The sequence below is a fragment of the Pseudoxanthomonas sp. P4_B2 genome (assembly GCF_056402315.1).
The window spans coordinates 394,402-407,667 of sequence record NZ_JBFUHQ010000001.1; the positions used below are offsets into that span (position 1 = coordinate 394,402).

The 13,266-nt window shown below is 63.3% G+C and carries 9 protein-coding genes; 3 read left to right on the forward strand and 6 right to left on the reverse strand.

Going from position 1 to position 13,266, the window contains the following annotated elements:
* Window positions 1-140 precede the first annotated feature (140 nt).
* A complete protein-coding gene (locus tag AC1DTQ_RS01725; protein ID WP_477847448.1) occupies window positions 141-3,461 on the forward strand; it encodes an autotransporter family protein in 3,321 nt (1,106 codons plus the stop codon).
* A gap of 62 nt (window positions 3,462-3,523) precedes the next feature.
* On the opposite strand, the gene AC1DTQ_RS01730 is transcribed toward AC1DTQ_RS01725, so the two are convergent.
* Both AC1DTQ_RS01730 and pdxR read right to left on the reverse strand, forming a co-directional pair.
* Window positions 3,524-4,009 carry an anthrone oxygenase family protein gene (locus AC1DTQ_RS01730; protein ID WP_477847450.1) on the reverse strand — a complete coding sequence of 162 codons (486 nt, stop codon included), beginning with the start codon at window positions 4,007-4,009 and terminating at the stop codon, window positions 3,524-3,526.
* A gap of 108 nt (window positions 4,010-4,117) precedes the next feature.
* Window positions 4,118-5,569, reverse strand: coding sequence for a MocR-like pyridoxine biosynthesis transcription factor PdxR (gene pdxR / locus AC1DTQ_RS01735; protein ID WP_477847451.1), 1,452 nt, complete (start codon window positions 5,567-5,569; stop codon window positions 4,118-4,120).
* Between the two features lie 121 nt (window positions 5,570-5,690).
* On the opposite strand from pdxR, the gene AC1DTQ_RS01740 reads away from it, so the two are divergent.
* Together AC1DTQ_RS01740 and AC1DTQ_RS01745 are read left to right on the forward strand one after the other, a co-directional pair.
* Window positions 5,691-6,497: an MBL fold metallo-hydrolase gene (locus AC1DTQ_RS01740; protein ID WP_477847452.1), complete on the forward strand. Its 807-nt coding sequence runs from the start codon at window positions 5,691-5,693 to the stop codon at window positions 6,495-6,497.
* A 21-nt stretch (window positions 6,498-6,518) separates the two neighbouring features.
* Window positions 6,519-6,992 carry a cupin domain-containing protein gene (locus AC1DTQ_RS01745; protein ID WP_477847453.1) on the forward strand — a complete coding sequence of 158 codons (474 nt, stop codon included), beginning with the start codon at window positions 6,519-6,521 and terminating at the stop codon, window positions 6,990-6,992.
* A 24-nt stretch (window positions 6,993-7,016) separates the two neighbouring features.
* On the opposite strand, the gene AC1DTQ_RS01750 is transcribed toward AC1DTQ_RS01745, so the two are convergent.
* From AC1DTQ_RS01750 to AC1DTQ_RS01765, 4 genes are all read right to left on the reverse strand, one after another.
* Window positions 7,017-8,234, reverse strand: coding sequence for an esterase/lipase family protein (locus tag AC1DTQ_RS01750; protein WP_477847455.1), 1,218 nt, complete (start codon window positions 8,232-8,234; stop codon window positions 7,017-7,019).
* Between the two features lie 45 nt (window positions 8,235-8,279).
* Window positions 8,280-9,767: a DUF1501 domain-containing protein gene (locus AC1DTQ_RS01755; protein ID WP_477847457.1), complete on the reverse strand. Its 1,488-nt coding sequence runs from the start codon at window positions 9,765-9,767 to the stop codon at window positions 8,280-8,282.
* 11 nt (window positions 9,768-9,778) lie between these two features.
* Window positions 9,779-11,527: a DUF1800 domain-containing protein gene (locus tag AC1DTQ_RS01760; RefSeq protein WP_477847458.1), complete on the reverse strand. Its 1,749-nt coding sequence runs from the start codon at window positions 11,525-11,527 to the stop codon at window positions 9,779-9,781.
* A gap of 258 nt (window positions 11,528-11,785) precedes the next feature.
* Complete coding sequence (locus AC1DTQ_RS01765; RefSeq protein WP_477847459.1) at window positions 11,786-13,183, reverse strand: GntP family permease; 1,398 nt, start codon at window positions 13,181-13,183, stop codon at window positions 11,786-11,788.
* Between the last annotated feature and the right edge of the window lie 83 nt (window positions 13,184-13,266).

The following is a 13,266-nucleotide window of genomic DNA, read 5'->3' on the forward strand; positions in this document are numbered from 1 at the left end:
TACTAAAACCATATAGGTGGGATGCGACTCGGGAAGTTGTTCCGGGGTATCCATCAGTTGTCGTCGTTGCACTGCAAGACGTAAAGCTGGATGCCCGCCTTAGTCTGGTGGGATTCCTTATCGGACTTGGGGACGTCGCTATGGCCACTTCGAAGCCTCATCGTTTGTCTTCCTGCATCGCTTTGCTGCTGCATTACGGACGCGTCGGCGTCATCGGCGGCATGGGATGCGCCGCTGCGTTTCCCGCGTTCGCGGATTGCGACGCAACGCTGCCGGTCTCGGGACAGACGGTCACCTGCGACACCGGCATTCCCAATCCGCAGACCATCGGCGTGCAAGCGGTAGCAGGCAGCACCGGCGTGACGGTCAATATCGTCGATGGCGCGATTCTGCAGATCGCCGCAGGCCCGGGCGTGCAGGTGCGCGACCAGAGCCAGGTGAACAACGACGGCAGCATCGGTTTGAGTGCCGCCGACACCTTCGATGCCATCTTCGCCGAAGGCAGCGGCAATACCGTCACCAATACCGGCGCCATCGTCACCGCAGGCGGCGCGTCGGACGGCATCCAGACCAACGGCAGCAACAACACGCTCACCAATGGCGTCGACGGCAGCATCGTCACCACCGGCGCCAACGCCAACGGCATGTACTCGCTCAACGGCAATGGCAACGTGCTGACCAATAGCGGAACGATCAACGTCAGCGGCGCTGGCTCGTCCGGCATCCGCATCGATGGTGCTGTCGGTGCCAGCAACACCATCGTCAACAACGGCCTCATCGCCAGTCAGATCGGTAACGGCGTACTGTTCAGCGGCAGCGCGAACGGCACCCTGATCAATCGCGGCACCATCACCGGCCAAACGACCGGAGTCGTCTTCGGCGCTGGCAACGATCGTCTGGAAATGCTGGACGGCCAGATCAACGGTACGGTCACACAAGGCGCGGGCAACGATACCGTCATAGCGACTGGTGGACGCCTGGATGCGGTAAACCAGGGCGATGGCTTGGATCGCTTCGAGATCAGCGCGAATGGCCTGGTCACCGGCTCAGTACAACAGGGCAGCGGCATCGACGATTTCCTGATGGCTGGCGGCCAGCTCGGAGCGCTGCTGCAGGGCGATAATCTGGACACCTTCACCATGAGCGGCGGGCGCATCGTCGGCGCGTTCGAAGACGGCGATCGCGCAACGATGACCGGCGGCCGCATCGGCCGGGTGGACATGAAGCTGGACGACAACGTCTTCGACATGTCCGGCGGCACCATCGACGGCAACCTGGTCACCGGTTTCGGCAACGACACCATCCGCCTTTCCAACGGCTACATCGGCGGCAACATCAGCGTCAGCGGCGGCAACGACAGCGTGACGGTCACTGGCGGCACGGTGCGCGGCGAAGTGCGTATCAGCGCGGGCAACGATACTTTCACTTGGGACGGCGGTGGCGTCATCTACGGCGCGATCGACCTGGGCGAAGGCACGGATACCGCCACGCTGCGCAGCTTGAACCAGTCCCATCTTGGCGCGACCCCGTCGCTCAGCGGCGGTAACGGCGTGGACAGCCTGACCTTCGACAACGTCACCACCGGCGGCGTGGCGCGCTTTGGCAACTGGGAAACCATCAACGCGCGCGACGATACCGAACTGACCTTCGACAATAATCTGATATTGGGCGATGCGGCCAGCGGTACCGGCACGCTCAATGTAGATGCCAGCAGTACGTTGTTCGCTGGCAACGGCGCAAATGCGTCGATCCTGGCCTTCAATACCGGGCAATTGGCCAGCGTGTTCAACGCGGGCCGTATCGATTTGACCAATGGCGCGGCCAGCGCTACCGATACCTTCACCGTCGTGGGCAATTACGTCGGCGACAACGCGGCGTTGTTTCTGCAAACACAATTGGGCGACGACAGTTCGCCTTCCGACAGATTGATAATTTCCGGCGGCGCCGCCAGCGGTACCACCGGGATGGAGATCGTCAATCTCAACGGCAGCGGCGGCTCGACCGTGCTCGACGGCATCATGGTGATCCAGGCCATCAACGGCGCCAGTTCCAGCAACAGCGCTTTTGCATTGATGGCGCCGGTGGCGGCGGGCGCTTTCGAATATTTCCTGTTCAAGGGAGGCGTCTCCGACGGCACCTCCGAAAACTGGTACCTGCGCTCGACGCTGGTGACCCCGCCGGCGTCACCACCGCCAACGCCCGCACCGTCCCCCGATCCGCTGGAGCCGACACCTCCCCCAATACCGCCCACGCCTCCGGAACCGCCCGCGCCGCCGCCGCCGGCATTGCCGCCTCCTTCTGATGTGCCGGACAATCCTGATCCGGAGGTACCGCCTGCGCCGCCGCCGGCTCCACCTACAGCGCCGCCGCCCGCCGAACCGCCTGCGCCACCGCCGCCGCTTCCGCCGGTACCGGAGGATCCCGCGCCAGTTCCGACGCCGACGTTGCCGACCCCGCCGACACCCGGCGCCACGCCGGCGACTGGCACGGTCATTCCGCTTTACCGCGTGGAAACGCCCACCTATGCGGTGGTGCCACCCATCGTCCACCAACTGGCGTTGGCAACGCTGGGCACCTTCCATGAGCGCCAAGGCGAACAGACGCTGCTGCAGGGCAAAGGCGCAGTGCGTTCCGCCTGGGGCCGCATCATCGGCCAGAACACAGAACAGAGCTGGACGGGCACGGTGGCGCCGACCTTCGATGGAACGCTCTGGGGCGTACAGGCAGGACTGGATCTCTTCGCTCGCGAAACCGAGGACGGACGGCGCGACCACTTCGGCCTGTTCGTGGGACGCACGCGCGCCGATGGCGACGTGCGCGGTTTCGCTTTGGGCTGGAACAACCTGACGGTGGGCGAGATGCGTCTGGACGACACGCATCTGGGCCTGTATTGGTCGCGCATCGGGGCCGGTGGCGCGTATCTGGATGCGGTGATCGTGGCCAGCCGCTACGACGGTGAGGCGAACTCGTCGCGCGGCCTCGGCATCGATCTCGATGGCGAGGCTGTGACGGCTTCGGTGGAGATCGGTTATCCGATGCGCTGGGGCGAGGATTCGCGCTGGTCGCTGGAACCGCAGGCGCAATTGGTATGGCAGCGCACGTCCTTCGACGACCAGCAGGACGAATTCGCCAGTGTCGCTTTCGATTCCGACAATGCGCTGACTGGACGCGTCGGCCTGCGCTTGTCGGCCGATTACCAGACCTCGGCAGGTCTGCTGCAGCCCTACCTGAAGCTCAACTACTGGCATGGCTTCGACGGTGAGGACCGCGTGCGCTTCAACACCGATGCGATCAGCACGCAGCAGGCGTTCGATGCGGTGGAGCTGGGCGCCGGCGTGGCCGCGCAGTTCAACGCGCATACCAGCGTTTATGTGGTGCTGGATTACACCGCCGACGCGGACGATGAGGGCAGGGACCGCAAGACCGTTGAAGGCAACGTCGGCGTGCGCATCACCTGGTGATCGTGCGCCCGTCTGGGCGCGCCACAGTTCGCTCGGCCGCCTGCCGCGATGTGGCGGGCGCCTTAGCGCGAAAGCAATGCCAAGGTGAATAGGACTGCCGATGCCGCCGGCGCCACCGTCCGCACATGGTTCCACAGCGTCCACTCGCGTAGATATCTCGACCACAATGCATGCGCGTCAGGCGCATCGGGTTGCGCGGCGGCCAGTAGATCGTTGAGCGGGACATTGCGAACCATGGTCACGCCGATACAGCTGAGAAGATAGAGCAGACTGGCAGCAACGATCAGTGCGCTGCCTGGTTGCCCCCATGAGAAAAACGCCATGCCGGCCAGGGCCAGGCACAGCAGTGCCGTGCCGAACAAAGCCAGCATGAATCCCGGATTGATCACGGTGACGTTGATGGACTGCATGGCGACGATGCCTTGAGAGGCGGGAAGACGGCCGAGTGCGGCCATGACGAAGGAAGAAAAAGCGAAGAAGATCCCCGCAACCACACCGCAGCCGATGGCGGCTATAAAGGTCAAGACAAGAATGATTTGCTGAATCATCGCGGGCTCCCTGTATATCGTTGATAAGCGGTTTCCATCAATGCACGCTTCGCGTTAACCGGACGTCCGCATGGACCGCAGAATTGAAGCGGGCGGAAGCAGTGGCGATCATCCCTCAAGCGCACGGCGAAAACGCGATAACGCCGTTTCGATATCGTCCACATCGATCACCCCATAACCGAAAGCCAGCGCCGGCCGGTCCGGAGGCGTCAGCGAATACTCGGCGATCGATTGCGCGCCAGGAACATGCCGGCGCGCTTGCGAGAATATCTTCGCGGCCAGTTCCGGCGCGCGGATGCGGGCGGCGAGATGGAGCCCGGCTTCGGAGGGGATCGGCTCCAGCCACGCGCCCAGTTGCTGTCGCAGACCGTCGAGCAATGCTTCGCGCCGTGCCGCGTAGATCGGCCGCATCCGCCGCACGTGACGCGCCAGATGTCCCTCGCGAATGAAGGCCGCCAGCACGGATTGGGTGATCGTGTCGCAATGCGAATCGGCGCAGTGCTTGACCGCGATGAGCGCATCGCGCGCCCACGGCGGCGCCACCACGAAGCCTTTGCGCAAAGAGGGAAACAGGCTCTTGGAGAATGTGCCGATGTAGAACACCAGTTCGTCGCGGTCCAGCGTCTGCAATGCGTCCAGCGGCCGCCCGCCGAAGCGGAATTCGCCGTCGTAGTCGTCCTCGATGATCACCGCGCCGCGGCTGCGAGCGAATTCCAGCAGGGCGGTGCGTCGCCGCAGCGACAGCGCCGCTCCGGTCGGCGATTGGTGCGAGGGCGTCACGCTGACCACGCGCACATCGTCCGGCAGCCGATCGACACAAAGACCCTCATCGTCGACCGGTATCGGCACCAATTGCGCACCGGCCGCGGCGAACGCTGCGCGCACCGGCGGATAGCCCGGCTCCTCCACCGCCACACGGGTCCGGCCAGGATCCACCAGCATCCGCGCGAGCAGATCGAAGGCCTGTTGCGCGCCGGAAGTCACGATCACGTCGTCGCTGGAGCAGGCCACCGCGCGCGCAAACGCGACATGTCGGGCGATGGCCTCACGCAGAGCGGGAATGCCCTCCGAGGGCGGGTAACTGAAACCCGTTTTCGACCACGCGCGCAGCGATTGCGCCGACAGGCGTCGCCAGATGTCGTGAGGAAAGTGGCGATGGTCGGGTATGCCCAGGCGGAAACTGCGTTCGGGCAAATCGCGCGCTGGCGACGGACGCAGGAACGGTACGCGCCACAAGGGACTAAGGCGAGGATCTTCCAGCGGCTGCAAAGAAGGCGACGGTTTCGAGGAGCGTCGCGAAGCGAGATCGGCGACCAACGCCTTCGCCCCCTTACGTGGGACCGCATAGCCCTCGGCGATCAACAGGTCGTAGACGGTGACCATCGTATTGCGCGCCACCCCGAGCGCGGCGGCCACTTGTCGCGTGGACGGCAGCGGCGAGCCTGCGGCCATGCGGCCGTCGAGGATCGCCGAGCGCAGCTGTTGGTGCAGATCATGAACTAGCGTCGTGCCTTGTCCGCGGGCTGGGGGTAGATAAGCGAAGGGAAATACTGGCTCCATAAGCTTTCAATAAACTGGACCAATTTAGGCTCCAGATTACTCCTAAGGTAAGGCTCCAGGAAGGCCGCTGTCCGAGCCTTAAAGCCCCCCAGGAAATTCCGGAAACCAAGAGATCCCTGCCATGCCTTCGTTCATCTGTGAAACCTGCGGCACCCAATACGCCGAGACAGCCCAGCCACCCTCGCATTGCCCGGTATGCGAGGACGAACGCCAGTACGTCGGCTGGAAAGGACAGACCTGGACCACCCATGAAGCTTTGGTCGCCAGATACCAGCTGCGTCTGAAAGACGACGACGGCCTGCTGGGCATCGGCCTTGCACCGGACTTCGCGATCCCGCAGCGGGCGATTCTGTTGCCCACCGACGCCGGCAACTTGCTCTGGGAGTGCGTCAGCCTGGTGACCGACGAGGCGGTCGCTGCCTTGAACGCGCGCGGCGGCGTAGACCGTATCGTCATCTCTCACCCGCACTTCTATTCGTCCATGGTGGAGTGGAGCGAAGCGCTGGGCGGCGTGCCGATCCTGTTGCATGAAGCGGACAGGGAATGGGTGCAAAGGTCCTCGCCTAGGATCGAATACTGGAGCGGCGATGAACGCAAATTGTCCGATGCGGTCACGTTGATCCGCTGCGGCGGGCATTTCCCAGGCAGCACGGCTCTCCACTGGAGGGACGGTCCCCGCGCTGGTGGCGCGTTATTCCCTGGTGATGCATTGCAGGTCGTGCTCGATCGACGCCACGTCACTTTCATGTACAGCTATCCCAACTACATACCGATGAAGCCCAGCGACGTGAGCGGTATGCGTTCGCGTCTAAAGGAATACGGGTTCGAGGATGTGTTCGGCTACACCTGGGGACGCAACATCATCGGCGATGCGCATGCGGCCGTGGACGCCTCCTTCGACCGCTATCTAGCCGCCGTTTCTAACTGAGACAACCGAAGGAATCCCTCCATGCCTACCGCCTTCGATGCCCTGATCGATTATCTGCCCGCGCGGTTCAGCACCACCGCCGACTTGCCCTGGATACCTTCCGCGACTCCGGGCAAGTCCTCCAAGCCGTTGCGTTTCCTGGCCGACGATCGCGGGTTCGTCGAATTGCTGCGCATGGAACCTGGCGTGGTGATGCCGCTGCATCGACATACCGGCGAGATCCACGCCTACAACCTCGCAGGCAGCCGCAAGCTGTGCACGGGCGAAGTCATCGGTCCCGGCGACTACGTCTACGAACCGCCGGGCAACACCGACTGGTGGAAGATCGTCGGCGACGAAACCATGGTCGCGTTGGTGATTGTCATGGGCACGGTCGAATTCGTCGGCCCGGGAGGCAGCGTGCGGGCGCGGGCCTCGGCGAGCACGCAACTGGCGGAATACGAGCGCCACTGTCGCGAGCATGGCCTGCCGATGCACGACCTGGTGGAGCGATGATGCGTTGCGCGTGGGCCGACGCCGTTAAGGGATCGGTTTACGCAGCCAGAGCTTGATACACCGGTACACCGTCTCGCTGCCCAGCATTTCCAAATGGTTGATGCCGTATCCCACCCATTGCCTGGTCTTGGGAATGCGCAGATCGAAATTGCGATCCGGGTGTCGCCCCAATGCGCTGGCGACGGGCACCAAGCCGTCACCGCGCAGCGAATCGAGGTTCTCGTCCTTGCTTTCCTCCTGCCTGGACACCGCTATCGCATAGGCTCGTACCTGTTTCGGCAATGGCATCGGCGTACGTCCATCGGCGAGACCGTCGCCATCGCGGTCCTGCCAATCGGCGTCGCGCAGGTTGCCATGGCGAAGATCCTGGATGCCGCCGCTACGGATCTTGCCCAGACGCACGAACGGCGCGCTGTAGGGGCTGATGCCGATCAGCATATCGACCCAGCTGCCGGCGCGTTCCAGCGGTGCGCCGTGATGCGGAGTGCCGAGGAAAATAATGCGTATCGGTAGCTTCGACCATGCCAGTGCATTGGCGAAAGCTTCGTCCAATGCGCTGCGCGCGACCAACCCGCCCATGCTGTGGCAGAGCAATACGATTTCTTCCGGTGGCACAGGCCATGCCTGCACCAGCCGTTCGAGCGCGTCGGCGAATTCGCGCCCGTTGCTGGAGATATGCCTGCCGGTGTTGTAGTGGAGATATACCGGTGTGTAGCCAAGATCGGCGTGCAACATTTCGCCATGATCGTGGCCCGCATAGTTCCACTGCAGATCGTTCATGCATAGCCCGTGCACCAGCACCAGAAGTTTGCCGGTCGCATCCGGGAGACGCGTACCGAGCTCCTTGCCGAGCAGCGGCAGCGGTCGTCCCTGGCGACGAAGCTGCATCGGTATCGCCAGCGGATTGCCGCTTGTTTCCAGATGATCGCCGACCACGCCGTTCATCGCGGCTACGACCGCTTCGCGTTGCGGTGAAACAGCGCCGCCGCCCAGCAAGGGGGCCAGACTAGACAGCGAGTTTTCCACACCTGTGCCGACCAGGCGGGTCACGCCGCGCACGCTGCGATAGACCAAACCGGTCAGGCCGGTGGTGGTGACCGGTGCGGGCTTGCCGATGATGGCAGGCAGATGGGTGACTGCGGCATGCATCGCTTCGACCAGATCGGTGACTCCGGCGACGCCATCGATCGTCAGCCGGCCAAGGCCGCGCAGGTCGTCGGCATTGCGCCGAAATGTTTTCATGCCTCGGCCCTGGGTGGATTCCAGGGCCGACTATGGCAGCAAATGTCAGCGCTCGCGACGGGTCAGCATGCGGTCCACGAGTCCACGCCGTTGCCATTCTGGCGTCTCGGATTGCGGCGTCGACGGACTAAATTCCGACGCTTGTCTGGCGACGCTGGAGGCCGTGGGAGGAACGGAAGCCAGCGTCGCCGCCTCATCGACCTTGGGAGTAAGGTCGGTGCCCTGCACGATGCCGAAAGGTGCATAGCCCGTGTAGCCCGGGAAGATGGTGCCGAGGTTGGGATTGGCCATGCGGCGGATCATGATTTCGGAAACCACGCGACGGTAGTCGGTAGTCACCGGCACATCGCCGAAAGTGGGGGAGAGCGTTTCCGGATTGAGACCTGGCCAAGTTCCGTAGAACTTACGGCCGTTCACCGCGCCGCCCAGCACCAGCATGGGGTTGCCATAACCGTGGTCGGTGCCGCCGTTGGCGTTGGCGCGCACGCGGCGGCCGAACTCCGATTGCACGATCACCGTCACCCGCGACATCTGTCCGGTGGCGTTGAGTTCGCTGTAGAACGCGGCGAGCGCAGCGGAAAGTTCGTTGATCTTATTCTGGTAATAGTTGTAGCCGCTGCCCGCCGTGCCCTGGGCTTCGTGCGTGTCCCAACCACCGAGATCCAGAGTGGCGTAGCGCAAACCAAGATTGAAGCGGATGCTCTGGGCGATGGTCCACAGCTGGTCGGCGAAGTTGCCGGTGGGCCAGGTGGCGGGCAGGGAAGCGAAGGATTGCTGACCGATGGTCTTCAATGCCAGATCCGCGCGGCGGCCATTGATTTCCATGCCGGTCTGACCGGTCCACAGATCGGCCAGAGTTTCGTTCATGCCGCGGAATCCGGCCGGCGAATCGGCGCGTATCTTCTGCCAGGACCAGGCGCCGGCATTGAGCTGGAAATCCGACGGGTTGCTCATGGTCAGCGAATCCGTAGCCCCCATCAACCCCGCCGGTTGCGTGCCGGAAACGCCCAGCGCGGGCATGGTGGCCGCTGGCGTATTGGTGGGGCGGCTCTGCCACGCGCGCGTCATCCAGCCGCTGGGTGAACCGTATTTTCCTGGCGTACCGAGGTCGATGTACAGCTGCGCGTCGAAGTGGCTGCGGGTGACCGTGGTGGCCATGCCGCAGGCGTGCACGATGGCCATTCGGCCGTCGTTCCACAGATCGCGCAGACCGGTGGCGGAAGGATGCAAACCGAAGCCGGTCGCGGCGCCGGTGCTCAAGGTCAACGGCAGCGCGCCATAGGTGCCGGTGGCGTCTATCTTCAGGCTGGGCCGTGCTTCCTCGTAGAACGTACGGTCCACGCCATCGACCGGGATCACCAGGTTCAAGCCGTCCATGCCGCCGCGCAGGAACAGGTGCACTACCGTGTCGTACTCGTTCGCCGCGGCGAAGGCATCGTCGGCGTACATCAGCGAGCTGCCCACGCCGCCGACCACGGCCACGCTGCAGCATCCTTTGACGAATTCCCGGCGGGTGAGGGTGTAGTCGCTCATGTGGAGTGTCCTCAGCGGCTCAGGAATTCGGGGGAGAGCAGGATCAACGACACCATGCTGCGCAGGCGTTGCTGGTTGTAGTGCTTCTTCAGATCCGTGGACGCCCAGGCATCGGTGTCGGCGATTACCTCGCTGGCCGGATTGCCGTTCTGGGCCATGAAATTCACCAGCACCTGCCGCCGTGCTGTCGGCAGTGCGTAGCCCAGCAGGCGGACGGACCAGAAATCGACCAGATTGTTGGCGGTCCAACTGGCAACATTGGCGCGCGTCGTCGCTAGGATCGGGCTCAGCGGCACGCTGGCGTCGCTGGCTTCGGTGAGCCAGTTGATCAGCTTCCAAGTCATCGCATAGGAATTGGAACCCGACCAGGCGATCGCGGTATCCGGATAACCGTTGGGCGCGGGCCAGTTGTAGGGCGCGTTGCCGGTGAAACCGACCCGCCACATGAACTCGTCGCTCTTGTCGTGATCCAGCCGCAAAGTCCAGTCCTGTCCAAGCGCGCGCATCGCGGCCACCGTGGCTTCGAACGGACGCCGGTTCTTCTGTCCCCAGCTGTTGATCATGTCGTCCGAAGTCAGGATGTGGCGCAGGGTGATCTCGATCTGCTTCGGGTTCTGCCAGTTGGCGCGGAAGATCGTCGCGGCACTGTCGATCAGTTTTTGCGAAGGGGTGTCGTTGATGAAGCGGCGGATCAGTTTCTTGCAGATGAACTTGGCCACGCGCGGATGGCTGGCCAGACGGTTCAGCACGTCCTGCCCGTCCTTGAGCGCGGGTTGCTCCGGATACACCATCATGCCGAGCAGGAATTTCGGTCCCGCATCGTGCCAGGACTGGCGGTAGACGAAGGTGCCGTCGTTCTCGGTGGGGAATTGCCAGTTCCCGTTCTTGGCCGACCAGCCGGTGAACGCGGCCGAGGTCTCGTACACATCGATATCGGTATAGCCGATCGGGTAGGTGGGATCTTCCGGGCAGGGTGGCACCTGGAACGGATCCATGAAGCCCAGGTAGTTCTCGGCACCCAGCGTATGCAGCTCCAACAGCTCGCGCGCGTAGTTCTCGTTAGGCCCCGAACGCGAGTTGTTGAGGTTGTCCAGGAAGTAGAGCATCGAGGTGCTCTTGGCCACCGCTTCCAGCATGGTGCGGAAATTGCCGGTGGCGTTGGCGCGAATCACGTCGCGGTCGTAGTGCACGAACACCGGCCCGACGCTGAAATCCGTGCCCATTACGTTGAAGTGGGCATGCCAGAAATTCATCAGCACTTCGCGCAGCTGGCGACGGGAGTAGGTCGCGCGCACGTACGAAGCGCGCTGTACTTCCCAGGCCGGACGCATGCGTATCTCGTGGACCGGGTCGGCCTTGACATGGTCGTTCCACAACTGCTCCAGGCTCTTGCCCAGGGTGGTATAGCCGTTGCTGGACAGGCGCTGGTCGACCGCGGCGTCGCTGATATTGCCCCAGTCCAGTTGCCAATCCACCCAGTTGGCCAGCCGTTGCGCGTCGGTGCTGCCCAGCGCATTGAATTCGGCGATCGTCGTCGGAGTGGCGCCGTAGCTCATGTTGTTGAGCGCGCGCACCGCGAAAGGGGCCTTGGCCAAGGTCATCAGCGTAGGCGCCGACCAGTTGGACATGGTCCGCGTCGAGGTCGCTTCAGTAGCCGGCGGTCCGTCCGGCGAAAACGACTTGTCGGCCAACGGGACTTTCTGGCCCTTGTAGCCATAGAGCTGGCTATGCCGCGTCTTCACCTGCGCAAGCTGGCGCATGGCCGCGGTTTGCGTCGGTGCATGAGATCGCGATGCGGTCTCGACGGGTTCTTCGAACAGAGTCCTGAACGACCCATTGCGAACCCGCGCACTTGCGCGCACACCAGAAATGCGTTTCGCCATCCCCATTCCCCAAGCCTATAGGCAAGTCGGAAGTATCAGGGCAGGCGACGCATGCGACTGGGACGCAGCGCACAGCCCCAAACAACAGGGGCGCATGCTCAAAAAAGCGGGCTCAAAAACGGCTCAAAAACAGGCTCAGACCAGGCCGGTGGCGTAGTACATGCCGATCACGAAGAACACCGCCAAGGTCTTGATCAGGGTGATGGCGAAGATGTCCTTGTAGGATTGCCGATGTGTCAATCCGGTGACGGCGAGCAGAGTGATCACCGCACCATTGTGGGGCAGGGTGTCCATGCCGCCGGAAGCCATGGACGCCACACGATGCAGCACGTCCATCGGAATGCCCGCGGCGTTGGCGTTGGCGATGAAGCTCTCGGCCATGGCCGCCAGCGCGATGCTCATGCCGCCCGAGGCCGAGCCGGTGATACCGGCCAGCGCAGTGACCGAAACCGCCTCGTTCACCAGCGGATTGGGGATGGCTTTCAGCGTGTTGGCCACGACCAGGAAGCCCGGCAGCGCGGCGATGACGGCGCCAAAACCATACTCGGATGCCGTGTTCATCGAAGCCAGCAAAGCGCCGCCGATGGCCGATTTGGTGCCTTCGGCGAAACTCGCCAGCACCGGTTTCCAGGCGAAGGCAATGACTGCGAAGATCCCCACCAGCAAGGCGCCCTGTACCGCCCAGATCGCCGCGACCTTGGCGACTTCCTGCACCACCGGCGCCGGATTGCCGATCACCGCGGGCACGAAGGACTGGCTTTCGCCGTAGAAGCCGGGAATCAGTTTGGTGAATGCGAAATTGGATATTCCCACCAGTACCAGCGGCAGGATGGCGATCAGCGGATGGGCGAGTTTGTCGCCGCGGAAAATTTCCGGTTCGTTGCGGAGATCGCTGCCGTAGCCTTCGCCTGCGCGGAACGCCACCCGCCGCCGCCATTCCAGATAAGTCATGCCCAGGATCAGGATGAACACGCCGCCCAGCGCGCCCAGCATCGGCGCCGCCCAACTGGTGGTGCCGAAGAAGGAGGTGGGAATGATGTTCTGGATCTGCGGCGTGCCGGGCAGCGCATCCATGGTGAAGGTGAACGCGCCGAGAGCAATCGTGCCCGGCACCAGCCGCTTGGGGATATCGCTTTGGCGAAAAAGTTCGGCAGCGAACGGATACACCGCAAACACCACCACGAACAGCGAAACTCCGCCGTAGGTCAGAAGCGCGCACACCAATACGATGGATAACATGGCGCGTTGCGCGCCGACGACCTTGATGGTGGCGGCTACGATCGATTTCGAGAAACCGGAGATCTCGATGAGCTTGCCGAAAACAGCTCCGAGCAGGAAGACAGGGAAGTACAGCTTCAGGAAGCCGACCATCTTGTCCATGAACAGACCGGTGAACATCGGCGCGACCAGGGTAGGGTCGGTGAGCAGCACCGCGCCCAGCGCCGCGATCGGCGCGAACAAGATCACGCTGTAGCCGCGGTAGGCCACGAACATCAGGAAGCACAACGCGGCCAGCACGATCAGGAACGACATCCCCACTCCTCGAAAGCATGCCGGCGTCCCGGCGCATCATTCCGACGCAGACGGGGTCGGCAAGTGGACGCGAGTATCCGCAG

What these genes read in the sequence shown, in the direction of transcription:
- pdxR (WP_477847451.1), bottom strand. Translation starts at nt 5,569, where the DNA reads ATGGAGCCAGTATTTCCCTTCGCTTATCTACCCCCAGCCCGCGGACAA.
- AC1DTQ_RS01745 (WP_477847453.1), top strand. Translation starts at nt 6,519, where the DNA reads ATGCCTACCGCCTTCGATGCCCTGATCGATTATCTGCCCGCGCGGTTC.
- AC1DTQ_RS01760 (WP_477847458.1), bottom strand. Translation starts at nt 11,527, where the DNA reads ATGCGCCAGCTTGCGCAGGTGAAGACGCGGCATAGCCAGCTCTATGGC.
- AC1DTQ_RS01755 (WP_477847457.1), bottom strand. Translation starts at nt 9,767, where the DNA reads ATGAGCGACTACACCCTCACCCGCCGGGAATTCGTCAAAGGATGCTGC.
- AC1DTQ_RS01750 (WP_477847455.1), bottom strand. Translation starts at nt 8,234, where the DNA reads ATGAAAACATTTCGGCGCAATGCCGACGACCTGCGCGGCCTTGGCCGG.
- AC1DTQ_RS01740 (WP_477847452.1), top strand. Translation starts at nt 5,691, where the DNA reads ATGCCTTCGTTCATCTGTGAAACCTGCGGCACCCAATACGCCGAGACA.
- AC1DTQ_RS01725 (WP_477847448.1), top strand. Translation starts at nt 141, where the DNA reads ATGGCCACTTCGAAGCCTCATCGTTTGTCTTCCTGCATCGCTTTGCTG.
- AC1DTQ_RS01765 (WP_477847459.1), bottom strand. Translation starts at nt 13,183, where the DNA reads ATGTCGTTCCTGATCGTGCTGGCCGCGTTGTGCTTCCTGATGTTCGTG.
- AC1DTQ_RS01730 (WP_477847450.1), bottom strand. Translation starts at nt 4,009, where the DNA reads ATGATTCAGCAAATCATTCTTGTCTTGACCTTTATAGCCGCCATCGGC.